A 22,689-nucleotide genomic window follows, 5' to 3' on the forward strand; every position below is an offset into this window, starting at 1 on the left:
CAGTGGAAAACCAGTCCAGGAATGCATTCCAATTTTGGGGGTAGTCTTTGCCGGCAATCGGGGATAAAGTATGGATATCCATCCAGTAGTTATACGCTATGTGGAGCTAAATGGATACCCCTTTTATGTATACAGTATTTGGCGGCGTTTACGATGCGCAAAATTATTCACTGCGATTGCGACAGCTTCTTTGCTTCAGTTGAAATGCGAGATGATCCCAGCTTGCGGGGTCGCGCAGTTGCGGTTGGTGGAAGTAGCCAGCGCCGAGGCGTGATTGCCACCTGTAATTACGAGGCTCGACGTTTTGGCGTGCGCTCAGCAATGCCTACAGGTCATGCCATGCGTTTGTGTCCTGATCTTATTGTTATTCCGCCGCAAATGGATAAATACCGCCGAGTCGCCAGCGATATTCGGCAGATTTTCAGTACCTATACCGATTTGATTGAGCCCTTGTCTTTAGATGAGGCCTATCTTGATGTGAGTCAGTCTAAACGCTGTGCCGGCAGTGCCAGTTTGATGGCTGAGGAAATTCGGCAGCGAGTTTCCCGCGAGCTGGGGATTACCATTTCAGCCGGTGTGGCCCCCAATAAATTTTTAGCCAAAGTGGCAAGTGACTGGAATAAACCCAATGGCTTAATGGTGATTCCACCGGCCAAAGTAGACGCTTTCGTGCGACAGTTACCCGTCGAAAAAATTCATGGTGTAGGCAAAGTGAGTCGTGCCCGTTTGCATGGTCGCGGTATTTATCTTTGCAGTGATTTACAACAGTTCAGTCTGCACGAACTCAGTAAAGAGTTTGGTCAGTTTGGGCCGAGACTGTATGAGTATGCTCGTGGAATTGATGAGCGCGATGTTGTGCCCTCAAGGGACCGGAAATCACTGAGCGTGGAGCGCACCTTTGAAATGGATATCGCCGATGCCGGAGAGGCGCGACTGGCCTTGGGCGAGCTGCTTTCTCAATTACAGCAGCGTCTACAAACGAAATCACAGAGTGACCGAGTCAGCGGTGTCTTTATCAAATTAAAGAGCTGTGATTTCCGCCAGACCACGGTGGAGCAAGGGCATATTGGTGGATTGCAGGAGCAGAGTTTTCAGCGCTTATTAGCGCAGGCGTGGTCACGATTGGCGAGTCCGGTGCGTTTGATCGGCGCGGGAGTAAGATTTGCCGAACCAGCTGCAGCGCAGAGCCGTCAGCTGGTTCTTTTTCATTAGGAGCCGTCAGCTGGCATTGTTTCATTAAGCCTAATCTACTTAGGCAGCTTGATCCTGAGCAATGGCCAAGCTGCGGCGCAAATACAACGGTTGTGGCGCATTGGGGCTGGCCTGATAAAACTCAGTGAAATCATCCAAGCTGACAATCGCTTCTTCAAGAACCTCATTCTCCAAAGCAAAAGCGTTAAAGCCAACCCGAGCCAGATAGCACAGTTGGTCGCGAATAAAGCCGCCAATTGCGCGCAGTTCACCGGTATAGCCCAATTGTTCACGCAGTTCACGGGCATAGCTAAAACCGCGGCCATCGCTAAATACGGGGAAATCCACCGCAATCAAGGCTAGCTCGCTAAGGTCTTCGCTCAGCGCTTTTGGTGATTCGTTGCATAGAAATACACCGACTTCACCCAGTGCCGCGAGTGCCGCTTTGTGCTCTTGCCAAAGTTTCAGGGATACGATGACGCGCCCCTGTGAAGGCAGGTTTTCTGTATCGCGCCAAACCTGCCAGCTATCTTCAAAAATTTCGCGGTTTTTAATGATCTTAGGCATATGCGCGCTCCTTGAATGGGTCCATGCCAATACGGTGGAAAGTGTCAATAAAACGCTCTTCCGGATTCCGTTTTTCTACATAAGTTGCCAGAATTTTTTCGATCACTTCTGGGATCTCTTCGCGGGCAAAAGAGGGGCCGAGAATATTGCCGATGCCGGCCTCGTTGCCTTGCTTGCCGCCGAGTGAAACTTGGAAAAACTCTTGGCCTTTCTTATCGACACCGAGAATACCAATGTGGCCGATATGGTGATGGCCACAGGCATTCATGCAGCCAGAAATATTCAGCTCGATTTCACCCAGATCGTAGAGGTAATCTAAATTGTCAAAGCGACGGTGAATCGCATCGGCTACCGGGATCGACTTGGCGTTGGCCAGTGAGCAGAAATCACCACCGGGGCAGCAAATCATATCGTTCAGTGTACCTACCACTGGCGCGGCCAGTTGCAGGGGTACAAGGGCTTGCCAGAGTTTGTATAGGTCTGCTTGTTTTACATCCGGCAACACGAGGTTTTGCTGGTGAGTGCTGCGAATTTCGCCAAAACCAAATTGCTCAGAAAGCGCAGCGACAGCTTCTAGCTGCTCGGCACTGATGTCGCCCGGTGCTACGCCTGCATTTTTCAGGGGCAGGGTGGCAATGGCATAACCCGCTTTTTTGTGGGGCTGTACATTGTGGCGCAGCCAGCGCGCAAAATCGGGGCCTTCCAATGCCAAGGCTTGTAAGTCCTCATTGCCCAGCGCTTCATATGCTGGGGGAACAAAGAACGTCTTAGCGCGTGCGATTTCCTCATTAGTCAGCAATAAGGGGCCGTCTTTGATTTGCTGCCATTCGGCGTCCACCAATTCACGGAAGGCTTCTGCGCCCATCGCTTTTACCAGAATCTTGATTCGCGCCTTGAACTTGTTGTCACGGCGGCCAAGCTGGTTGTATACCCGCAAAATGGCATCTAAATAACTGAGCAGATGCTGGGGTTCTAACGCTTCATGAATGACGGAGCCAACAACAGGGGTACGACCAAGCCCGCCGCCAACAATTACTTTGAAGCGAGTTTCGCCCTGTTCGTTGTGAATAATCTGCAAGCCGATATCGTGAACCAGCACCGCCGCGCGATCTTCTGCAGAGGCGCATACTGCGATCTTGAACTTGCGAGGTAAAAACGCAAACTCAGGGTGGAAGGTTGACCACTGACGAATAATTTCGCACCAGGGGCGGGGATCTTCAATTTCATCAACCGCAACCCCTGCAAACTGGTCGGTGGTGGTGTTGCGAATGCAGTTGCCACTGGTTTGTACCGCGTGCATTTCCACTTCGGCCAAGTCGGCTAAGATATCGGGCACGCGCTCAAGTTCTGGCCAGTTGAGCTGGATATTTTGGCGGGTGCTGATGTGCGCATAGCCTTTGTCGTAGTCACGGGTAATACGGGCAATTTGGCGGAGCTGGCGGGCATTCAGTGTGCCGTAGGGTACGGCGATACGCATCATTGGCGCTACTCGCTGAACATAAAGACCATTTTGCAGGCGCAGGGGCAAAAAATGCTCGTCGCTGATCTTGCCGTCAAGATAGCGTTGAGTCTGGTCGCGGAACTGATTGACCCGCTGACCAATAATCTGGTGATCATATTCGTTGTACTGATACATCTCTCGTGCCTTATCTACAGGACAGCCTAACTGTCATTTCGGGGAGAATTTTAATTTTTAATCGGATTTGTCGCTAACGGGTTTTGTGGATATGGCTTATACGATCTGCCGATGAATGATACCCATTGAGCGACTCGTGGAAGTGGCGGAATTGCTGTTATAATCCGCTCACATTTTGGTGGCGCCGGAAATCACCTGCGCTGGAAACTTGTTTTTTCGCAATAATTACTCACTAGGAAAACATCCATGACTGACCAAACTCAAGAAGAGCGCGAAGATAACACGGCCGATGTTGCAGCAACAGTGGCTTTGCTGACCATCGTTGTTGGCACCGTGGTTTATTGGCTTGCAGGTATGCCAAGCTGATTTAAGCCTGCGTTTATATAAAAATCCCGGCCATGTGCCGGGATTTTTTTTAGATGCGATCTCCCGGCAAGCGATCTTTTAAACGGTAGGCAAAGGCAATAATTTCGGCCACGGCAAGGTAGAGCTGAGGGGGGATTTCGGTATCTAAATCCACCTGAGAGAGCAGTTGAACAAGGTGGGTATCTTGATAGATTGGGACATCGTGTTCCATCGCTAATTCAAGAATGCGGTGGGCGAGATCACCTTCGCCTTTGGCGCTGACGATGGGGGCATTGCGCTGGTCGTAATGCAGAGAAACCGCAATTTCGCCGGGCTTGTTTGAGCCAGTTTGATCGTTCATCGGAGTCATGCTTGATCCTTCAGCAAATGTAGCTGATGCAGTGGCGAGTTATTTTCGGCACTGCTGCCCTGTTTTGAGCTGACTTGGATATCGTTTATACCTTGTTCCTGTAAGCGCTGGGTGAGTTCGCCTTGAAATTGTTTAATGGCGGCATCGGTGGCCGCATTTTCGGCGGTAAAATCTACTTTCATCTTTTCATTTTGCTGGCGCAGTACCGCTTTAACGGGGCCCATGCCGGGAAAGTCAAAATTCAATGTGACCGTCCACTGGTGCTTGGCCTTATCTGGATCAGTGCGTGATTTTGCAGAGGCTTGGTCTTCAAGGTCCCGTCGTTCAAGTCGCATTTGCCAAACGTCAATTCCATCTCTATCGCGGACTGGAATCTCCATGACATATTGCTGTTGCTGTGGATCTGCCGTTTGCAAATGCAGTAGTTGGTGGGCTTCGCCGCGGGCTAACACACCGCGAACCATATTCAATAATTGCTGATTGCTAGTGTCTGGATGTTTCAGAATTTCCGCTTGATTTAGCGGAATACGTGCCTGCGCCTGAATATCTCCGGGTAGGCTGACATTACTGCTTGGCAGCGCGGCTTGGGTGGTTTGATACGCTGAAGCTGCTCGACTAGATGGCGTTGTGAGTTTTACGGTCGTGCTGAGTAGCTCGTTGGGTAAGGGGGATTTTGCTGCAGTATTAGCTTGAGCTTGGGTCTGCGTTTTTCCCGCTTCGCCACTGGCTGTAGGGGTAGCGGTTTGATTCGTGCTCTGAGCTAATGTGGTTTTAAGTGGACCAGTGTCTTTCAAACCCGCAGTGAGCTGGGCCTCAATTCCGGCCTTGTCTGCAAGGGTTTTTGACGGTTGCGAGTTTGCATGGGCAGTTGTTTGTGCCGTGGATGCATTGGGTTTTGCGCTGTCTGCGCCACTGTTTGCTGCCATTGCGCCAGGGCGGCTATTAAGTTGCGAGGCAGCTTCTAATTGCCGAGCGAGTTTTAGCAAGGCGGTTTTGATATCACCGGTGACAGCTTGGCCCCGCGCTAGGTGAGATTCCAAAAACAGGCCGCTATTTTGTAACACGACATTTAAGGATTGCGGGTTGGTCATCTGCGATCGCTCCGGCAGGCTGGTGAAGAACTGTGCCGTGGCATTTTGTAGCTGGGGTGTTGTTCCTCCACGAAGATTGGCCAGTAGGCTGCTACTTAACTGATTCAGGTTTTCCTGCTGTGGCAGGCTCGCTTTAATCAGAGGCAGTAATTGCACGCTATTGCGATTGAGAATTTCCAATTGTGGACGCTGGCTGGCGTCGTGGCCGGTAACGCGGAGCTGAAGTTGTTCACCTTGTTTGAGCGGAGTTTGACTCTCCGCCATCATGCGCAGGCTGCCCGATGCCAATTCGTACATATGGTTGGCTTTCTGACTCAGAACCACAGCCATTAACACTTTGTCCGCCGCTAAAATTGGCGCAGGGCCGGCTGGGCGATTAAAGGCCGCCGGCTGAATTGGGACTTGTGGATTGATAATGACCATGTATCAAACTCGGTACTGCTCGTGTTTCGTAAAGAGTTTTGCCGTTGTTGAAAGAGTACGCTTAAAGAATACTCTATACCGGTTTATCGGCAGAAAGCGGGCATTTCTTTAATAAATTCCAATAAATTAAATCGTGCACGATTTAATTGCTCGTGATCTAGTTGTGTGCTTTACTGCGTAAACAGAAAAAACCAGCCACCGGGAGTTCAATAATGAGCACATTTTACGATTTTGAAATTGCCTCGCTGCAAGGCAAATCGATGAACCTGAAAGACTACGCCGGCAAAGTTGTGTTGATGGTAAATACCGCCAGCAAATGTGGTTTAACCCCACAGTACGAGGGTTTGCAGGCGCTCTATGAAAAATATAAGGACCGTGGCTTAGTGATTATTGGTGCGCCTTGTAATCAGTTTGCCAACCAAGAACCCGGCGATGCTGACACCATTCAAGGTGCGTGCTTGATGAATTATGGTGTGAGTTTCCCGATCACCGAAAAAATTGATGTGAATGGCAAAGGCGCTCATCCCTTGTTCGCGTACTTGAAAAAAGCGGCTCCGGGCACCCTGACCAATGCGATTAAGTGGAACTTTACCAAGTTTCTGATTGGCAAGGATGGACAGCCCATCAAGCGCTACTCGCCAACGACCGTACCTGCCAAACTCGAAGCCGACATTGAGGCCGCACTGAGTGCCTGATAGCGTTGATCCGGATTTTGCAGTGGCAGAGTCGATGCCGGAACAACTGCGTTTGCAAAATCAGCTCTGCTTTCCCCTTTATGCGGCGTCACGTTTAGTCACGCGGCTGTATCAGCCCCAACTAGATCGACTGGGGCTGACGTATCCGCAATACGTGGTGCTGATGATTCTGTGGGAGTCGGCGCCGCTCACCGTGAATGAAATTGGTCAGCGCGCCATGCTCAGTAGCAATACCTTAACGCCTCTACTCAAGCGGCTTGAAGCGCAGGGCTTGGTATCGCGGCAGCGCGATAGTGCGGATGAGCGGCGCGTTGTGATCAGCCTGACAGAACAGGGCTTGGCTTTGCGCGGTGAGTGCGAGTGTATTCCGCAGACGCTGTTCGAGCAGGCAGGGCTCAATGTTGAAGAGGCACTTGAGCTGAAGCGATTATTGGATGCATTACTGCCGGGGTTGGAGAGGGCAGTAGAGGGGACAGCATAAGAATGGTTTTCGCCCCGAGGGGCGGCTTAAGAAAAGGTTTCGCCCTTCTTGGGCGACTTCATTTTCTTTTAAAAGAAAACGAAGCAAAAGAAACTTTCCCCGCTCACTCGGCCTACGGCTACCCTCACTTCTTAAAATTCAATGAAACGCTGCGGAACTCGACCTTCACTGCGTTTCGGTCTCAAACAGTCCTCGCGAAATCCTTTCATTGAATTTCTACGATGTTCGGCGAGTTCGGACGGGGCTTGGGGTGGCACCGATCACCCCCTTCAGAGCCGTCGAGCACTGAAGAATCTGAACGGAAATAGCGCGAGGACTGTTTGAACGGAGCGTTAGCGAAGAGAGTTCCGCAGCGCCCGTTCAGGTTCAAAGCGCGCAGAGTACCGATGGCGCTGTTTGCCATCGGCGGTACTGCGGGGCGTGTTTTCTTGCTTACTTCTTTTTCACGAAAAAAGAAGTAAGTCGCCTAGGAAGGGCGAAAACCATTCTAAGATCGTCCCGCCGGGACGAACCCCTCCACCATAAAAAAAGGGCTGCAAAAGCAGCCCCTCATTTAAATCCCAGCGAAATAATGTATCAGGCAAATGCCTTGATGATATTCCCCAGCATTTCTTTGGCGTCGCCGAACAACATCCGGGTGTTCTCTTTGAAGAACAGTGGGTTGTCGATGCCGGCAAAACCGGAAGCCATAGAGCGCTTCATCACGAACACGTTGCGGGCCATGTCTACGTTGATAACAGGCATACCGTAGATTGGGCTGCCTTCCATCTCGCGAGCGGCGGGGTTTACAACGTCGTTAGCACCGATAACGATGGCCACGTCGAAGGTGTCCATGCGTGGGTTAACGGCGTCCATTTCCAGCAGCAGGTCGTAGGAAACGTCGGCCTCAGCCAGCAGTACGTTCATGTGGCCAGGCATACGACCGGCAACTGGGTGAATCGCGTACACAACTTCGGCGCCGTTCTTTTCCAGAATTTCCTGAAGCTCTTTAACCACGTGCTGAGCTTGGGCAACCGCCATACCGTAACCGGGTACGATAACAACGCTGCTGGCTGCTTCCAGAACGTAGTAGGCGTCCTCGGCAGACATAGCTTTTGCTTCGCCTTCGATCTTGGCCATACCGCCACCGGCAGCTACTTTGGTGAAGCCGCTGAACAAAACGTTGCTCAGTGAGCGGTTCATGGCTTTACACATGATCTGGGTCAGGATGATACCGGAGGCACCAACCAGAGCACCGGCTACGATCAGGATGATGTTGTTGATCGCGAAACCTGCGGCACACGCTGCCAGACCGGAGTAGCTGTTCAGCAGTGAGATAACCACGGGCATGTCGGCGCCGCCAATGGGGATAACCAGCATAATACCCAGCAGAGCAGAGAGGCCAACAACCAGATACAGGTAGAGGTGTTGCTCAGGGTTGAGAACAAACATCACGGTGCTGGCGATAATCGCCAGAATCAGCAGGATGTTGAAAACGCGCTGACCGGCAAACACCAGCGGGCGACCGGGCATTTTTTCGCTCAGTTTACCGTAGGCGATCATGGAGCCGGTGAAGGTCACACCACCAATCAGAATTGACAGGGCAATGGTGATCATTTCAAAGGCGTTGGCTTCAAAGCCGTAAAGAGCCGCCCAGCCAACCAGCAGTGATGCAATACCACCAAAGCCGTTGAACATGGCAACCATTTCTGGCATTGAGGTCATGGCGACGCTGCGGGCGATAACCGCACCGACGACACCGCCGGCAACAATACCTACAGCAATCCACTTGTAGTCGATAATGCTTTGGTCAAGCAGGGTGATAACCACGGCGATAAACATACCGACCGCAGATACCAGGTTACCTTTACGTGCTGTGGCGGGTGAGCCCAGCATTTTAAGGCCAAAAATAAACAGTACGGCCGCTGCCACATAGGACAGGTTGACCAGCAATTCAATTCCCATTACTTACGTCTCCCTTAGCCCTTTTTGAACATGGCTAACATGCGGTCAGTTACCATGTAGCCGCCAATCACGTTGATGGTGGCCATAGCAACGGCGATAGTGCCCAATACGGTTGCCAGCACGGTGTGCTCGGCGCCAGCAGAGGTGAGTGCACCTACTAGGGTAATACCTGAGATCGCGTTGGAGCCGGACATCAGGGGAGTGTGCAAGGTTGCGGGAACCTTGTTGATGAGTTCAAAGCCCAGAAAAATGGACAACATCAAGATAAATGCAAGAAATACGATTTCCATCTTGGTCGCTCCCCTTATTTAATGATTTCTTTGATGGTGGCATTGGTGATTTCACCGCCGTGGGTGATCACGCAGCCTTGCAGGATGTCGTTTTCGAAATCGATAACCATCGCTGATTTTTCTTTATCCCAGCCCTCGTCAACCAGGTTGAACAAGTTTGAGGAATACATTTGGCTGGCGTCAGTGGCCACGTAGTTTGACCAGTTGCCGTCACCGATAATGGTCACGCCGTCTACAACTACGGTTTGTCCGGGAACAGTGCCTTCAACGTTGCCGCCGGCCATGTCCACAATCACAGAACCGGGCTTCATGCCGGCAACCATGTCTTTGGTTACGAGCAGTGGAGGCTTGCGGCCAAATACCTGAGCGGTAGTGATCACGATGTCAGACTCGGCAATCTGCTTTTTCTGACCTTCTAGCTGTAATTGACGCTGTTCTTCGGTCAACTCAACGGCATAACCGTCTTTAGTCTGACCGGTTTCGCCCAGATCAATCTCTAGGAATTTACCGCCCAGAGAGCGCACTTGCTCGGCCACAACGGAGCGGGTGTCGAAGGCAACGACCTTGGCGCCCAGACGTTTGGCGGTAGCGATAGCTTGCAGACCTGCTACACCGGCACCGATGATAAATACGGTTGCAGGCTTCAGCGTACCGGCAGGAGTCATCATCATTGGCAGAATGCGGGGCAGCTTGGTGGTTGCCAGCAGTACCATCACATAACCGGCAAGGCTGGCCTGTGAGCTGAGCGCATCCATTTTCTGGCTGCGGGTGCTGCGTGGAATCATTTCCATACTGATGGCGGTCACGTTCTGATCGCGGAATGCTTTAATCAGATCGTGCTCATTGAATGGGTCTAGGTAGCTGATGTGGATACAGCCAGCTTTCAGCTGCTTCACTTCATCAATGTTGGGTTTAGCAATGCGCAGAACGATATCTGCGGTGCTTACCACATTGGCGCGCTCGCCAACAGTGGCGCCCGCTTCAACGTAGTCGTTATCACTGTAGCCGCTACCCAGGCCGATACCGGATTCGATCATCACCGACGCGCCGGCTCGTACCAGCTTTTTTGCGTCGCTCGGAATGATCGCCACTCTGTTCTCCCCCTGGGCGAGCTCTTTTGGAATTCCTATGAGCATTTGTGTATTCCGTTGTTGTTGTGAGTTGGTTAAACGCTTAACTTATAAAAAAGGCCGCGTAGGATATTACATTCCGGTTAAAGAAGCGACAGCTCTGAATGTTCACAGGTGCATGTTAAGTGTCTGTAATGGCAATAATTATAAAAAATGTCCCTATCCATTTTGGTGATAATTGGTGTCGATCTCAGGGCATCTCCTTATTAGCCTTTTCTGAGCATTTGTCTAAGCTAGTCCTAATTTTGAGCTTTCTGTGACATTGCAGCTCAATGTTGCTCGTATCGCCCCATTCTCAGGGAATGGGCTGGATGGATGCTATTGGAAGAATGATCACTAAGCCCGCATACCCTCTACAGTTGTTATTGGTATTCATCGCCTATTTTGTGGCTGGACGACTGGCGATTTTGCTGTCGATTCCGCCGGGCTATGCCACCGCTATTTGGCCGGCGGCGGGTATTGCGCTGGCTGCCTGTGTTTTATTGGGTAATCGGGTTTGGCCGGGTGTATTAATGGGCTCGGTTGCAGTCAATCTGAGCTTAGGGCCGGCCTTGGAAGGAGCGCCTTCGGAATGGCTCTCCGCACTTTCGGTACCGTTTGTTATTGGTTTCGGTGCGGCATTACAAGCGGTAGTTGGGTCGAGCCTCGCCACTAAGTACCTTGGTAAGTATTTCACCCTCAGTGACTTACATTCGGCCATCAAGTTTGTATTGCTGGTTTGTGCTGGCAGTTGCTTAATCAATTCCATTGTTGGTGTCAGCACCCTGTGGGCGGCGGGGCTGGTGCGCAGTGAAAATTTCTTGTTTAACTGGTTTACTTGGTGGGTGGGTGACGCCCTTGGGGTGCTGGTTTTTTCTAATCTGATTTTTGTTTTTTGGGCCAAGCCCAAGCAGGTTTGGCAAAGTCGCAAGCAAGTATTGGTTAGTGTTTTGGCGGTATCTTCGGCGGCCATGTTACTGATGTATGTCACCGCGAGTCGCTGGGAGTTGGAGCGTCAACAGCAAGACTTTGATCAGCGTAGCAGTCGCATGATGATCCAGATTACGACCTCCCTGGAACGTTATTGGGAAAGCCTGCTAACCCTCGAAAGCGCATTTCTACAACATACGCCAGAAAGCCCTGCTGAATTTCGTGAAGTGCTGGGCGAGACGTTACTGCGCAATAAGGGCCTGCAAGGCATTGCCTGGAATCAACCAGTTAAGAAAGAGCAGCTTGCGGCTTTTGAAGCATTGATGACACAAGAGCATGGTTTTCCAGTGGCGGTGACGCAATTGGATGAAAACGGCCTTGCTCAGCCGGTTTATTCCGACGGTCCTTATTTGCCAATTCGATTTATAGAACCGCTGAAAACCAATAAGGCCGCCTTGGGTTTTGATATCAATTCAAACCCCCTGGCTCGAGTGGCGTTATTGCGCGCTGTCCGTGAAAACCGACCTGCGGCAACTGATCCGGTAACACTGGTGCAGGAAACGGGTGGGCAACCTGGAGTGGTGGTCTATTTCCCGGTAAAACCCGATTCAGGTGGCGCTTCAGAAACCGATGTTAAAGGTTATCTTGCCGCGGTATTTCGGGTGGGCGCTCTATTTGAATCCCTGCTAGGCAGTGAGTATCTGCAGGGATTAAATTTTACGGTGTCTGCGGAAACGAGATTTGGCGACAAAGAAGTTTATCGACATGTTCAGGCAGGAGTAGAGCGAAACTCAGCGGAACATTTATTCCAAAATACCGCCTCGGTGCAATTCTCTGATCAAACTTGGCTAGTGAACATTTTTGCTAATCAACAATATTTGGCTGGCAGTCGCTCGCTGGTGCCCTGGGCGGTGCTTGCGGGAGGCATGTTGTTTAGTGGGCTTCTGGGTGTGTCGCTGTTGGTGGTTACCGGCCAGCGTATTCACGCTGAAGCGGCAGGCTTGGAATTGCAAGCTACCGTTGATGCCTTGCGCTCTACCCAGAAGCAACTGGTGGAGGCGGAGAAAATTGTCTCGCTGGGTAATATGGTGGCGGGTATGGCCCATGAATTAAACACGCCCTTGGGAGTGGCGATAACCGCCGTTTCAACATTAGAGAATGATGTTGCAAGATTGCAAAAAATCGCCACGAGCGGTGTTCTGGAAACTGCGCCACTCGCATCTTGCGCGGAGCGTATTGCCAGTGCGGCTGAGATTGTACGAAATAATGTGCATAAATCTGCGGCACTGGTGTCGAGTTTTAAGCAGGTGTCCTTGGATCAAAATGCGGGTGAGGTACGAGAGTTTAATCTTTCTGAACACCTTGCTGATTTGTTTGTGTATTTACAGGCAAAGTCCAAGCGAGAAGGGCACGCCTTGAGTTTTTCTTGCCCCCCAGGTTTGAATTTAATGACAGTGCCGGCAGGGCTGACCCAAGTGATTTATAGCTTGGTGCAAAACTCACTGCAACACGCCTTTGCTGAGGGGCAGCGCGGCAAGATGACACTGCATGTCAGTGAGTCGGGAGATTGGGTGAATATCGATTATTGCGATAATGGCGTGGGGCTAGATAGCCAGTATTTACCAAGGATTTTTGAGCCTTTCTTTACTGCGCGTCGAGGAGCTGGTGGCTCGGGACTGGGTTTGCATATGGTGAATAATTTAGTGCGCCAACAGTTGCAGGGCACTATTCGAGTCAGTGGCGATAAAGATGCGGGTCTGCGTTTTATTATTGAATTGCCGAAACGCATAACCCTGCCAGGTGAGGCGGAAAGATCTCGCGACTACAGTTTGGTTTAAGCTTTATTTAGAGAGCTTAGGAATGTTTTTCACTAAGCTGAATGCCCTTGTCGGTAATGACAATGCGGCGCTCGCGATACAGTTGCGAAAGCGCGCTTTTGAACACTTTTTTGCTGACTTTAAATAATCGAAATATCACTTCCGGTTTGGTCTTGTCGCCCAGTGCGAGAAAGCCATCGTTCGCTTGTAATTGCGCAATAATCTGATCAGTAAGCGCGCTAGCTTGCTCGGCGGCCGGAGGCTTTAGACTGATATCTAAGCGGCCGTCCGGGCGGATGCGTCTCACATAGGCATCAATTTGCTGGCCGCGCTCGAGTGCTGGAATACTTTTTAATTCGTCCTTGTATATCAGTCCCCAGAAGCGATTGGCTACTGCGCACTTTACCCCAAGGTCGGTGTGTTGCACGGCGATCACGCTGAGCTGCTCGCCGGGTTTGAATTGCTTGCGCGGTAGCTTTTCCTCGAGGTGGCGATCCAGTTTCATGCTGGAGACTAAGCGGCCGCGTTGATCGAGATACAGCTTTACCAATACCTTGCTGCCGGGCTGAATAGTGCCGACTTGCTCACCGTGGGGCAGCAATAATTCTTTGTTCAAACCCCAGCGTAAAAAAGCGCCGGTGTTATTAATGGCACTGACCTGCAAGAGGGCGACATCTCCTTCTTGCGCATCGGGGAAGCGCAGACTGGCAATAATGGAATCGTCGCTGTCCTTGTAGAGAAAAACGTCTAGGCTGTCTTGGTCGTCTTCAATGGGCGAAGAAATTTGTGAGCTGGGTAGCAGGGCTTCACCGAAAGCGCCAGCATCGAGATAAATTCCCGCTGGGGTTTGGCGAACGATGTTTAGGTGATTGCGGCGTCCCAGATTGGCCATGTCAGTCTCTAGCAAGAAAAGCGGCTATTTTAGCCTAGTTAGTCTCAGTAAGCTCTGTTCTATTTTTCCGGCGTCGTTTTAAGTGGCGTCTCGATCTATGGCAAACAGTTTTCGGCGTACGCTTTGGCGGTAGGCGGCGGGGCTGGTTTCATAGTGTTCGCGAAATAGTTTTCCAAAATAGCTGGTGTCATTAAAGCCGCAGTGATGGCTGATGTCGGTGATGCTCAAATTGCTATTGCGCAGTAATTCCTCGGCGGTTTCCAAACGGATTTTACGGAGGTATTGCTGGGGTGAAAGGCCGGTGGCATGGCTGAATCGGCGCTGAAAACTGCGCAGGCTTAAATCGTGAGCGCTGGCCAGCTCGGCAATGGAAAGGGTTTCGCTTAAATGGCTGGCAATATAACTCTGGCACATGGCGATCAGCTCATCGCCGTGGGCCGATTGGCCGGCGCTGTGAAAACCATGTCGGCTGAAGGGGCGACGGCTTTCCGGTGAAAACTGTTGAGCTACGCGCTGGGCAATGCGTCGCCCCCAGTGATTTTCAATTAAATGTAGCGTGAGGTCGGCGGCGGAGTTGACGCTGCCCGCACAGAAAAGTTTGCCAGATTCCGTCATCAGGTAGTCGCGCTGAAGTAATACTTGCGGAAAGCGCTTGGCAAAATCCTCGAAATAATGCCAGTGGGTGGTGGCGGGGCGGTAGTCGAGCAGGCCGGCGGCGGCCAATAAATAGCTGCCATTACCCACCGCGCAAATCTCTGCTCCGGCAAGAGCGTTATTGACTAACCATTCGAGTAATTCAGGGTTAATGCTGCGCTCAGGATGCCGCCAGCGACTGGGAATAAAAATAATATCGAAGGTCTCGCCGGGCGTGAGGCGATGATTAATCTCCAACGGTAAAAACCCAGACAGAGTGCATGTATCACGCTGGCCGACTAATTCCAGCGTTAGTGGGGTTGATCTTGATGAAGGCGGATGACCCAGCCGAAGGTGGTGGGCTGCTGCGTTGAGCAGCTCCATAGGCAGGCTGAGGCTGGTCATCAGCGCTTGGTCAAAAGCGAGTAGGGCGACGCGTTTTACGGGTTTTATCGGCACGCTTTGCAACCTTTGTTATGTTTTCACTGTTGGCGTAAATGGTATATTTAATGACGTTTATATCATATTTTTGATGTGAGGCTTTGACTAGACTGCTCAGGTCATTTTGGCGCTGTATGCCAATATTAAAAATATGAGGTGAGTAGTGAGTAGGTTGCCCGTTGTTGTCGGCTTTGGGGGAATTAACCCCGCTGGAAGAAGTTCATTTCACCATGCCTATCGTCGCTTGGTAATTGATGCCCTGCCTGAGAATAAGGCTTCAGCAACCTATCAAAGTTTGGCTTCGCTAATGGGCTTGCCGCTGCAAGGTTTAACGGCGGAACAGCGCCAATTTATTCTTGATCATACGCTGATTCGCCGCGTGGAAAGCTCGGCTTTTGACGTCGATCATGTGGCGTGGAATCGCCGCTTGAGCATCACCGGCAATGGTGTGCCCTGCGAGTTTGTGTGTCGCGAGCGAGATTTGCCAGAGGCACTACCGTCCAGCTGGACCGTTTCCGCTTTGGGAGATGGCCAAGTCAAAGTTCAATTTAGTCAGTCCCAAGAAATCCTTTTACCGGATACCCGCAAGTTTGAAGTTTCCAGTGCCGGGCAGTTGCCTACGGGTTTTGATCCTGCGGCTTTGTATGCGTCTCGCAATCACCCTCGCGGTTTGCAAATGTCAGTGTTTGCCGCCTCTGATGCGCTCGGTTCCATGGGGATCGATTGGGATGTGCTGCGCAATGTTGTGCGCCCGGATCATATTGGCGTTTACGCTTCGTCGGCGATGGCGCAACTGGATGAAAATGGTTTTGGCGGTTTGCTTAGCGCCAGAGATAAGGGTGCTCGGGTCAGTTCTAAACAATTGGCTCTGGGTTTGGCGGATATGCCCGCCGATTTTATCAGCGCCTATGTGCTCGGTAATGTCGGCACTACCAATGCCTCGCTGGGGGCCTGCGCGACCTTCTTTTATAACCTGCGTTCTGCCGTTCAAGATATTCGCAACGGCAAAGTTCGGGTAGCAATTGTAGGGGCGGCCGATGCGGCAGTGGAGTCGCGCGTTATGGATGGCTATAGCACGATGGGTGCATTGGCTAACGACGCGGCGCTGTTAAAACTGGATGAAGCGCTGGGTTTAACTGAGCCTAATTGCCGTCGTGCGAGCCGGCCGTTTAGTAGCAACTGTGGATTTACCGTCTCTGAGTCGGCCCAGTTTGCCGTATTGCTGGACGACAGTTTGGCGATGGAAATGGGGGCGCAGATATTTGGCGCGGTGCCCGATGCCTTTATCTGTGCTGACGGCTATAAAAAATCGATTTCTGGCCCCGGCGTGGGTAATTACCTGACGGTGGCAAAGGCGGTGGCGGAAGCGGCGGCGATTTTGGGTGATGATGCAGTGCGCCATCGCTCACTGGTTCAGGCGCATGGGACAAGCACACCACAAAACCGGGTTACGGAATCTCATATTCTGAATGAAACAGCCAAGGCCTTTGGTATTGAACATTGGCCGGTGGTGGCAATTAAGGCTTATTTGGGCCACAGCATTGGCGCCGCTTCCGGTGACCAATTCACCTCGACACTGGGTATTTGGAACGACGGCATATTGCCGGGTATTGTCACCTCGGATCATATTGCCGATGACGTGCACCGCTCAAATCTGGACTTTGTTTTGCAGCACCGTGATTGCGCGAACAATTTACCCGAGGTGGCCTTCCTTAATGCCAAGGGCTTTGGCGGTAATAACGCCACGGCTACAGTATTGTCACCGGCGGTAAGCGAGCGTCTCTTGGTGGGACGGCACGGCAAGGCAGCGTGGACCGATTATCTCAAGCGCCGTGAGGCGGTGGTGGAGCAGGCCGCAGAATACGATCAGGCCACCAGTACCGGCAATATCAATGTGCGCTATCGTTTTGGCGAAGGTGTTTTGGATGCTGAGGATGTTTCTATTGAGCGTCATCAGGTCAATATCAAGTCTTGGGAATCGCCAGTGGTGTTGCCCAGTGAGTCGCCCTATAGCGCCTGGTTAAAATAAAAGATTAATTACTACGCTCGTTACATTAATCAGGACTCCTGGACCCCTGTTTTGTCCTGTCGGCAAACAGGGGGCGTTGCCCATTACTTATCTTGCCTTCTTCAACTACTTATCTTTTCCCGGCAATTACGCATGTTGTCCTCAAGCTAGGTATGGCTCACTACTAACACGGTAATAGAACAGTTTTTTGGGTGAGTTAGCCGCACCCAATAAGTTAAGTAGTGGGGTCATTATGCGTAAATTTGTGCGTCATCCCAGCGATTTTCCCGCCGATGTTCGGGTGTTAAATGAGCATCAGGATTCGCATTCCGTGCAGATGAAAAATATCAGCAAGGGCGGCATGAGTTGTGAAGTTTCGGTTCCCATTTTTGCCGGCAGCCAAGTCGAGATTTGTGTGCCTTCGGTTTCAAAAGAGTGCTTTGGTTGTGGCGAGGTGGCATGGTGTCGCCCCGGTCGTGGGCACTTCCAGCTAGGTGTTCGCTTTGGTGATGCGGAAACGGCGTATCGAGCGCGGATGGTAGAGCAAATTTGCCAAATTGAAGCGTATCGCCGTGAGTGCGAATCTCGTGAAGGGCGCTTTCTCGCTCCAGATCAGGCGGCTGAGGAGTGGATTGAACTGTATGCTGAAGACTTTGATAACCAGTTTACGGCCGACGATAACGGCCTTCGCTTCTAAGCCGACTTCCTTCTTTATTAGTTTGACTAATCCTAGGCCCGCTTTTCAATAAAGCGGGTTTTTCCGCGCTATTGTTATTAAATTTTGCTAACAGCGGCGCGCATTTCGTGTTTGAATAAGCCAACTTTTGCTCGTGTATCTCGTCATAAGCCCCGAAATAATCGGGTCGGTGTTGAGTTGCTCTTGCGAGGCAATTTGTTGAGGAAAATACCCATGAAGCATGAAGCGACCAGTCGAGTCGTGATTAATATATCCAGGGATCTAGCTTGGAATAAACTGAAAGACCTTTCTGTTCCGCATCACTATGTGCCCGGCGTGAAAGACTGCAAAATCACCACCGAAAAGCAATCCGGCTTAGGCGCTAGCCGTCGAGTCTTCCAAGCGGGCGGTCGTTGGCTCGACGAGACAGTGACCGAGTGGAATGAGGGCGTGGGGCTGGTTTTACGCTTGCATAAAGACACGAAGGGCGCGCCATTTCCCTTTTCAAAGGCGTCCTTTCGCTATCGGATTGAAGATGCCGGTCATGGCAAAACGGCGCTGACTACCAGTCTGATGTTCGATTTGCGAATGGGAGCGTTTGGGCGTTTTATGTATCAACGTTTTCTGTACAAGTTTATTCGCGGCATGGTGCGGGATATTGCCTTGAGTCAAAAACATTTCTACGAAACCGAATCTCCGGTTACCGCATCAGACCTACCTGAATTGCGTGCCGTCGCCGCATTGGAGGCGTGATTTTTTGGATGCATTAAGCCTACTTCAGCGCCGCAATTCAGCTCCAAAACTCTGCGAGCCTGCGCCCACCGAGGCGGAGTACGCAGAAATTTTTGAGGCTGCTGCACGGGTTCCCGATCACGCGAGATTGCGGCCTTGGCGGCTGCGAGTGATTGAAGGTGCGGCTCGTAAGCAACTGGGGCAGCTGTTTGTCGACGCAGCGCAAAAACGCAATCCGGATTTTACTGAAGCAGAGTTGCAGCGCTTTCGCGATCAACCCCTGCGGGCGCCATCCATCATTGTGGTATCCGCAAGAATTCAAGCGCATCCCAAGGTGCCGGATATTGAACAGCGCCTTTCAGCAGGTTGTGCCGCCTATGCGGTGCTACTTGCCGCCGAAGCTTTAGGTTATGCCGGAATTTGGCGCACCGGTGATCACGCTTTCGATCCCGTTGTTCACGCCGGCTTAGGTATGGAAAAAGGCGAAGAAATTATTGGCTTTCTTTATTTGGGAAGCCGAGATGGCGCCGCCAAACCCCTACCTGATGTCGCTCTTTCTGAATTTGTACAATATTGGAATCACCCATGAATACAGTAACTCCACCAGAATTTGAAACCCTTGCCGTGCGTATTGAGCAGCATGTGGCTTGGGTGGCATTGAATCGCCCTGAAAAATCCAATGCGATGAATGACCCTATGTGGGTTGATCTGCAAAATTGTTTTGACTGGATTGATAGTGAGCCAGTGGTGCGGGTCGTTGTACTTTGTGGAGAAGGTAAAAACTTTTGCTCTGGTATTGATCTGGCTTCGCTGATGAATCTGTCGGTAGTGATGGCAGAAATTCCAGAAGCGGCGCGTAAGGTTGAGTGGTTCCGCCGTCGTATTCTTGAGTTGCAGGGTAATCTGACGGCAATTGAAAACTGTCGCAAACCGGTCATTGCCGCGATTCAAGGCAGCTGTGTGGGCGGTGGCGTGGACATGATTACCACCTGTGATATGCGTTATTGCACTGAAGATGCCCGCTTCTCTATTAAAGAAGTGGATGTTGGTTTGGTTGCCGATGTGGGTACCCTCCAGCGTCTGCCCAAGATTATTTCGCCGGGGATTGTTAATGAGCTGGCTTATAGCGGTCGCTATGTCAAAGCGGATGAAGCGGTGAGAATCGGCTTGGTCAATGCCTCTTACCCGTCCTATGCGGAGTTGATTGATGCGGTGTCCGAGTTGGCTCAGGATATCGCTCGCAAATCGCCGCTGGTATTGCGCGGTATAAAAGAAATGATCCGCTATACCCGAGATCACAGTGTCCAAGATTCACTCAATTACGTAGCGACTTGGAATGCGGGTATGCTGAGCCAGGAAGATGTAATGCTGGCCATTCAAGCAGGTCAGGGCGAGGCACCTGATTACAAAGACTAATATGTGGCCAGCCTCATCTAGATAGACTAATTTTCTGCCCCGATCAGGCCGGTATACTTAGCGGCGTTTTGTGGGGCGACCATTTTGCCTTGGACTCGTTTATAACATGCAGAAACTGACGATCTTTAAGACGCCATTTCTCAGCGGTTTTTTCCGCGGCTTCTTTCGTTTAACCACCTGGCTCATGCGCTGGGAGGTGGTAGGGCAACGCCCTCCCGAGAAAAAGTGCATGTTGATTGCGGCGCCGCACACCAGCAACTGGGATTTCCCTACGATGATGGTGGTGGCCTTTGTCCTCGGCTTAGATGTGCACTGGATGGGTAAACACACCCTGTTTCCCAAGGGGCCTTTGGGCGCGATTATGCGCTGGTTTGGTGGTTTGCCCATTGACCGGCGCAAGCGCCATAACACCGTTGACCAAATGGTGGATGAGTACAATCAACGTGATGAGTTGTTAGTGCTAATTACGCCAGAAGGTACGCGCAGTAAAGTCGAGCAATGGAAGGCCGGTTTCTACCATATTGCTCATGGTGCCGGTGTGCCGATTTACCTTGGCTTTGTCGATACCAAAACCCGCAAAACCGGATTGGGGCCGGCATTCCACCCCACCGGAAACTATGAAGAAGACCTGAAAACAATAATGGCGTTTTACGCCGATAAGCAGGGCTTTAAGCCAGAACACCAGTAAGGCGTTCGCCAGCTCAAATTCTGCGCTGGCCCTGTGCGGCAGATTCTGAGGACACTATGAAATTTTTTCTGACGCGAGCTGCGCAAATGGCAGCGGGCCTGTTTTTGTCTGTGCTATCTGTATCTGCACTAGCTTCACCTGTACTAACTACAGAGGCCGATGTAGCACAGATTAACACCCAAGCTATCGCCGAAAATGCGCCGGGTAACTGGCTGTCCTATGGTAAGGACTACCGCGAACAGCGCTATAGCGAGCTCAAGCACATCAATAAAGATAATGTTGCAGATCTTGGTCTCGCTTGGTCTTTTGATACCGATTTCAATCGCGGCTTGGAAGCGACGCCGATTGTGGTTGATGGCGTGCTGTACCTCACTGGTAATTGGAATGTGGTGTATGCGCTCGATGCCCGCAGCGGCAAATTGCTGTGGAAATACGATCCTCAGATTCCACGGGAGTGGGCCAAAATGGCCTGCTGTGATGTGGTCAATCGCGGCGTGGCCGTTTACGAAGGCAAAGTTATTACCGGCACCTTGAATGCCCGCTTAATTGCACTGGATGCCAAAACCGGTGACAAGCTCTGGGATGTGAGTACCGCTGATACTAAAACCTATCCTTACACCATTACCGGCGCACCTCGTGTCGCCAAAGGTTTGGTATTTATCGGTAATGGTGGTGCCGAATACGGGGTGCGCGGTTATGTCTCCGCCTTTGATGTAAACACGGGCGAGCTGCGTTGGCGTTTCTATACCGTACCCGGCAACCCGGCTGATGGCTTTGAAAATGAAGCGATGGCTAAGGCGGCAGAAACATGGACGGGTGAATGGTGGAAGCAGGGCGGTGGTGGCACCGTTTGGGACTCTATTGTTTATGACGACGAGCTAGATCAGCTTTATATCGGTGTCGGTAATGGCTCGCCTTGGAATCAAAAAATTCGCAGCCCCGATGGCGGCGATAACCTCTACTTATCTTCAATTGTTGCGCTGAACCCCGAGACCGGTGAGTACCTCTGGCATTATCAAGAAACGCCGGGAGAAACCTGGGACTTTACCGCCACGCAGCAGATAATGTTGGCAGAGATGGAGTTTGAGGGTGAGCCCCGCAAGGTGATTTGGCACGCTCCTAAAAACGGCTTCTTCTTTATTATCGATCGCGAAACCGGCGAATTCCTCTCAGCCGAACCCATTACTACCGTGAATTGGGCGACCCATTACGACAAAGAAACGGGGCGCCCAGTTGAAATTGAGGCGGCGCGCTACTTAGATGGCCCCCATGTCGTACGTCCTTCCTCAATGGGAGCGCACAACTGGCAGGCAATGTCTTACAGCCCGGAAACCGGTTATGTCTATATTCCTTTGATCAAGGCCTTATTTGAGTACAAGGATGTTGAGGACTATATGCACCATTGGGGGCACTACAATATTGGTGTCTACCTCAGTCAGCCCTCCGTGGGCGACCCAATGCTGGCTCAGCATTTAACGAAAACCTTGACCACTGGTGCCTTGCTGGCTTGGGATCCTAAAACCCAGACGGCGGCTTGGGAGGTTCCCCATAAATTAACTTGGAATGGCGGCACCTTGGCTACCGCGGGCGGATTGGTTTTTCAGGGTACCGCCGACGGCAAGATGCAGGCCTATGATGCCCAAAGTGGCAATAAGCTTTGGCAAAGCGATACCCGTGTCGGTGTGATGGCGCCGCCGGTAACCTATGAAGTGGACGGTGAGCAATTTGTTACAGTGCTGGTTGGTTGGGGCGGTGCCTTTGGCTTGATCGCAGGTATGGAGCAATCCACAGGCGTGCCTCCAAGTCGGGTATTAACTTACCGCTTGGGGGGAACAGGAGAGCTTCCGGCCAACCCAGAAAAGATTCGCTTTGACCCGCCTCCAAGACTGACTGAGGACGAGGCGGTTCTCAGCAAAGGTCGCGATTTGTACTACGCCTTCTGTGCCGCCTGTCACGGTACCGAGGTCATATCTAATGGTGCGGTGCCAGATCTGCGTCACCTTCCGCCGGTCTTTCATGAGCAGTTCAACGCCATTGTGCTTGACGGCATTATGAGTAAAGCGGGGATGGTGGGGTTTCGTGATGTTCTTGATGAGGAGAGCGCCTATGCGGTGCACGCCTACATCCTCGAGCGAGCTAACCTCGACCTAGAATCGCGCTCGCAAGCTGAGTGGTGGAAAAACTTTAAGAATTGGTTTTATACACAGATTGCCAAGTTGATGAATTTGCTTCTTTGAATACGTAATTTCCCCTAAGCTCTTCCAATTAGTCCGCCAGCCCAGAGCTGGCGGGCGATCCCGCCAAAAAACCTCTA

The 22,689-nt window shown here is 51.5% G+C and carries 21 protein-coding genes; 12 read left to right on the forward strand and 9 right to left on the reverse strand.

The window, feature by feature from the left end; all coding sequences use genetic code 11:
- Window positions 1-153: 153 nt before the first annotated feature.
- Window positions 154-1,212: a DNA polymerase IV gene (dinB, locus tag IB286_RS08005; protein WP_190764342.1), complete on the forward strand. Its 1,059-nt coding sequence runs from the start codon at window positions 154-156 to the stop codon at window positions 1,210-1,212.
- 39 nt (window positions 1,213-1,251) lie between these two features.
- Here dinB and IB286_RS08010 read toward each other — a convergent pair whose 3' ends face one another.
- Window positions 1,252-1,758, reverse strand: a complete 507-nt coding sequence (locus IB286_RS08010) for a DUF934 domain-containing protein (protein WP_190764344.1) — start codon at window positions 1,756-1,758, stop codon at window positions 1,252-1,254.
- A complete protein-coding gene (locus IB286_RS08015; RefSeq protein ID WP_190764346.1) occupies window positions 1,751-3,394 on the reverse strand; it encodes a nitrite/sulfite reductase in 1,644 nt (547 codons plus the stop codon). Before IB286_RS08015 ends, IB286_RS08010 begins: the two co-directional genes overlap by 8 nt.
- Window positions 3,395-3,640: 246 nt before the next feature.
- On the opposite strand from IB286_RS08015, the gene IB286_RS08020 reads away from it, so the two are divergent.
- Window positions 3,641-3,760, forward strand: a complete 120-nt coding sequence (locus tag IB286_RS08020) for a methionine synthase (RefSeq protein WP_190764348.1) — start codon at window positions 3,641-3,643, stop codon at window positions 3,758-3,760.
- Between the two features lie 49 nt (window positions 3,761-3,809).
- Here the strand turns inward: IB286_RS08020 and IB286_RS08025 are convergent, their stop codons facing one another.
- Window positions 3,810-4,109 (reverse strand): EscU/YscU/HrcU family type III secretion system export apparatus switch protein, encoded by a 300-nt coding sequence (locus IB286_RS08025; RefSeq protein WP_223826238.1) that lies wholly within the window; start codon window positions 4,107-4,109, stop codon window positions 3,810-3,812.
- Window positions 4,106-5,623 (reverse strand): flagellar hook-length control protein FliK, encoded by a 1,518-nt coding sequence (locus IB286_RS08030; RefSeq protein WP_190764350.1) that lies wholly within the window; start codon window positions 5,621-5,623, stop codon window positions 4,106-4,108. The genes IB286_RS08025 and IB286_RS08030 overlap by 4 nt, the downstream gene beginning before the upstream one ends.
- 212 nt (window positions 5,624-5,835) lie before the next feature.
- Between IB286_RS08030 and IB286_RS08035 the strand changes: the two genes are divergently transcribed.
- Together IB286_RS08035 and IB286_RS08040 are read left to right on the forward strand one after the other, a co-directional pair.
- Window positions 5,836-6,318: a glutathione peroxidase gene (locus IB286_RS08035; RefSeq protein ID WP_190764352.1), complete on the forward strand. Its 483-nt coding sequence runs from the start codon at window positions 5,836-5,838 to the stop codon at window positions 6,316-6,318.
- Window positions 6,311-6,799, forward strand: a complete 489-nt coding sequence (locus IB286_RS08040) for a MarR family winged helix-turn-helix transcriptional regulator (protein ID WP_317889730.1) — start codon at window positions 6,311-6,313, stop codon at window positions 6,797-6,799. The genes IB286_RS08035 and IB286_RS08040 overlap by 8 nt, the downstream gene beginning before the upstream one ends.
- 576 nt (window positions 6,800-7,375) lie before the next feature.
- Here IB286_RS08040 and IB286_RS08045 read toward each other — a convergent pair.
- Genes IB286_RS08045 through IB286_RS08055 form a run of 3 tightly spaced genes read right to left on the reverse strand, consistent with a single transcriptional unit; the run spans window position 7,376 to window position 10,169 of the window.
- The gene (locus tag IB286_RS08045) at window positions 7,376-8,743 is read right to left on the reverse strand and encodes an NAD(P)(+) transhydrogenase (Re/Si-specific) subunit beta (protein ID WP_190764354.1); all 1,368 of its coding nucleotides are present in this window, start codon (window positions 8,741-8,743) and stop codon (window positions 7,376-7,378) included.
- 14 nt (window positions 8,744-8,757) lie between these two features.
- On the reverse strand, window positions 8,758-9,033 hold the full coding sequence (locus tag IB286_RS08050) for an NAD(P) transhydrogenase subunit alpha (protein WP_190764356.1): 276 nt from the start codon (window positions 9,031-9,033) through the stop codon (window positions 8,758-8,760).
- A gap of 14 nt (window positions 9,034-9,047) precedes the next feature.
- Window positions 9,048-10,169 (reverse strand): NAD(P) transhydrogenase subunit alpha, encoded by a 1,122-nt coding sequence (locus IB286_RS08055; protein WP_190764358.1) that lies wholly within the window; start codon window positions 10,167-10,169, stop codon window positions 9,048-9,050.
- Window positions 10,170-10,474: 305 nt separating this feature from the next.
- On the opposite strand from IB286_RS08055, the gene IB286_RS08060 reads away from it, so the two are divergent.
- A complete protein-coding gene (locus IB286_RS08060; protein WP_190764360.1) occupies window positions 10,475-12,910 on the forward strand; it encodes a CHASE domain-containing protein in 2,436 nt (811 codons plus the stop codon).
- Between the two features lie 16 nt (window positions 12,911-12,926).
- On the opposite strand, the gene IB286_RS08065 is transcribed toward IB286_RS08060, so the two are convergent.
- Both IB286_RS08065 and IB286_RS08070 read right to left on the reverse strand, forming a co-directional pair.
- The gene (locus tag IB286_RS08065) at window positions 12,927-13,781 is read right to left on the reverse strand and encodes a CvfB family protein (RefSeq protein ID WP_190764362.1); all 855 of its coding nucleotides are present in this window, start codon (window positions 13,779-13,781) and stop codon (window positions 12,927-12,929) included.
- 78 nt (window positions 13,782-13,859) lie between these two features.
- Entirely contained in the window at window positions 13,860-14,873 is a 1,014-nt protein-coding gene (locus tag IB286_RS08070; protein ID WP_190764364.1) for a GlxA family transcriptional regulator, read from the reverse strand.
- Window positions 14,874-15,018: 145 nt separating this feature from the next.
- Here IB286_RS08070 and IB286_RS08075 point away from each other — a divergent pair, with 145 nt between their 5' ends.
- From IB286_RS08075 to IB286_RS08105, 7 genes are all read left to right on the forward strand, one after another.
- Window positions 15,019-16,884, forward strand: a complete 1,866-nt coding sequence (locus tag IB286_RS08075) for a beta-ketoacyl synthase (protein WP_190764366.1) — start codon at window positions 15,019-15,021, stop codon at window positions 16,882-16,884.
- A gap of 232 nt (window positions 16,885-17,116) precedes the next feature.
- Window positions 17,117-17,560, forward strand: a complete 444-nt coding sequence (locus IB286_RS08080; protein WP_190764368.1) for a PilZ domain-containing protein — start codon at window positions 17,117-17,119, stop codon at window positions 17,558-17,560.
- 213 nt (window positions 17,561-17,773) lie between these two features.
- Window positions 17,774-18,292 (forward strand): SRPBCC family protein, encoded by a 519-nt coding sequence (locus tag IB286_RS08085; protein WP_190764370.1) that lies wholly within the window; start codon window positions 17,774-17,776, stop codon window positions 18,290-18,292.
- 4 nt (window positions 18,293-18,296) lie between these two features.
- The gene (locus IB286_RS08090) at window positions 18,297-18,860 is read left to right on the forward strand and encodes a nitroreductase family protein (protein ID WP_190764372.1); all 564 of its coding nucleotides are present in this window, start codon (window positions 18,297-18,299) and stop codon (window positions 18,858-18,860) included.
- Window positions 18,857-19,687 carry a crotonase/enoyl-CoA hydratase family protein gene (locus tag IB286_RS08095; RefSeq protein ID WP_190764374.1) on the forward strand — a complete coding sequence of 277 codons (831 nt, stop codon included), beginning with the start codon at window positions 18,857-18,859 and terminating at the stop codon, window positions 19,685-19,687. Before IB286_RS08090 ends, IB286_RS08095 begins: the two co-directional genes overlap by 4 nt.
- Before the next feature lie 106 nt (window positions 19,688-19,793).
- Window positions 19,794-20,375 carry a lysophospholipid acyltransferase family protein gene (locus IB286_RS08100; RefSeq protein WP_190764376.1) on the forward strand — a complete coding sequence of 194 codons (582 nt, stop codon included), beginning with the start codon at window positions 19,794-19,796 and terminating at the stop codon, window positions 20,373-20,375.
- Between the two features lie 56 nt (window positions 20,376-20,431).
- A complete protein-coding gene (locus IB286_RS08105; RefSeq protein WP_223826240.1) occupies window positions 20,432-22,612 on the forward strand; it encodes a PQQ-dependent dehydrogenase, methanol/ethanol family in 2,181 nt (726 codons plus the stop codon).
- Window positions 22,613-22,689: the final 77 nt, after the last annotated feature.

This window comes from Spongiibacter pelagi (assembly GCF_014705705.1).
Classification (GTDB): domain Bacteria; phylum Pseudomonadota; class Gammaproteobacteria; order Pseudomonadales; family Spongiibacteraceae; genus Spongiibacter; species Spongiibacter pelagi.

Coding starts and splice junctions, on each gene's coding strand:
- dinB (WP_190764342.1), top strand. CDS start 154: ATGCGCAAAATTATTCACTGCGATTGCGACAGCTTCTTTGCTTCAGTT.
- IB286_RS08010 (WP_190764344.1), bottom strand. CDS start 1,758: ATGCCTAAGATCATTAAAAACCGCGAAATTTTTGAAGATAGCTGGCAG.
- IB286_RS08015 (WP_190764346.1), bottom strand. CDS start 3,394: ATGTATCAGTACAACGAATATGATCACCAGATTATTGGTCAGCGGGTC.
- IB286_RS08020 (WP_190764348.1), top strand. CDS start 3,641: ATGACTGACCAAACTCAAGAAGAGCGCGAAGATAACACGGCCGATGTT.
- IB286_RS08025 (WP_223826238.1), bottom strand. CDS start 4,109: ATGACTCCGATGAACGATCAAACTGGCTCAAACAAGCCCGGCGAAATT.
- IB286_RS08030 (WP_190764350.1), bottom strand. CDS start 5,623: ATGGTCATTATCAATCCACAAGTCCCAATTCAGCCGGCGGCCTTTAAT.
- IB286_RS08035 (WP_190764352.1), top strand. CDS start 5,836: ATGAGCACATTTTACGATTTTGAAATTGCCTCGCTGCAAGGCAAATCG.
- IB286_RS08045 (WP_190764354.1), bottom strand. CDS start 8,743: ATGGGAATTGAATTGCTGGTCAACCTGTCCTATGTGGCAGCGGCCGTA.
- IB286_RS08050 (WP_190764356.1), bottom strand. CDS start 9,033: ATGGAAATCGTATTTCTTGCATTTATCTTGATGTTGTCCATTTTTCTG.
- IB286_RS08055 (WP_190764358.1), bottom strand. CDS start 10,169: ATGCTCATAGGAATTCCAAAAGAGCTCGCCCAGGGGGAGAACAGAGTG.
- IB286_RS08060 (WP_190764360.1), top strand. CDS start 10,475: ATGGATGCTATTGGAAGAATGATCACTAAGCCCGCATACCCTCTACAG.
- IB286_RS08065 (WP_190764362.1), bottom strand. CDS start 13,781: ATGGCCAATCTGGGACGCCGCAATCACCTAAACATCGTTCGCCAAACC.
- IB286_RS08080 (WP_190764368.1), top strand. CDS start 17,117: ATGCGTAAATTTGTGCGTCATCCCAGCGATTTTCCCGCCGATGTTCGG.
- IB286_RS08085 (WP_190764370.1), top strand. CDS start 17,774: ATGAAGCATGAAGCGACCAGTCGAGTCGTGATTAATATATCCAGGGAT.
- IB286_RS08095 (WP_190764374.1), top strand. CDS start 18,857: ATGAATACAGTAACTCCACCAGAATTTGAAACCCTTGCCGTGCGTATT.
- IB286_RS08100 (WP_190764376.1), top strand. CDS start 19,794: ATGCAGAAACTGACGATCTTTAAGACGCCATTTCTCAGCGGTTTTTTC.
- IB286_RS08105 (WP_223826240.1), top strand. CDS start 20,432: ATGAAATTTTTTCTGACGCGAGCTGCGCAAATGGCAGCGGGCCTGTTT.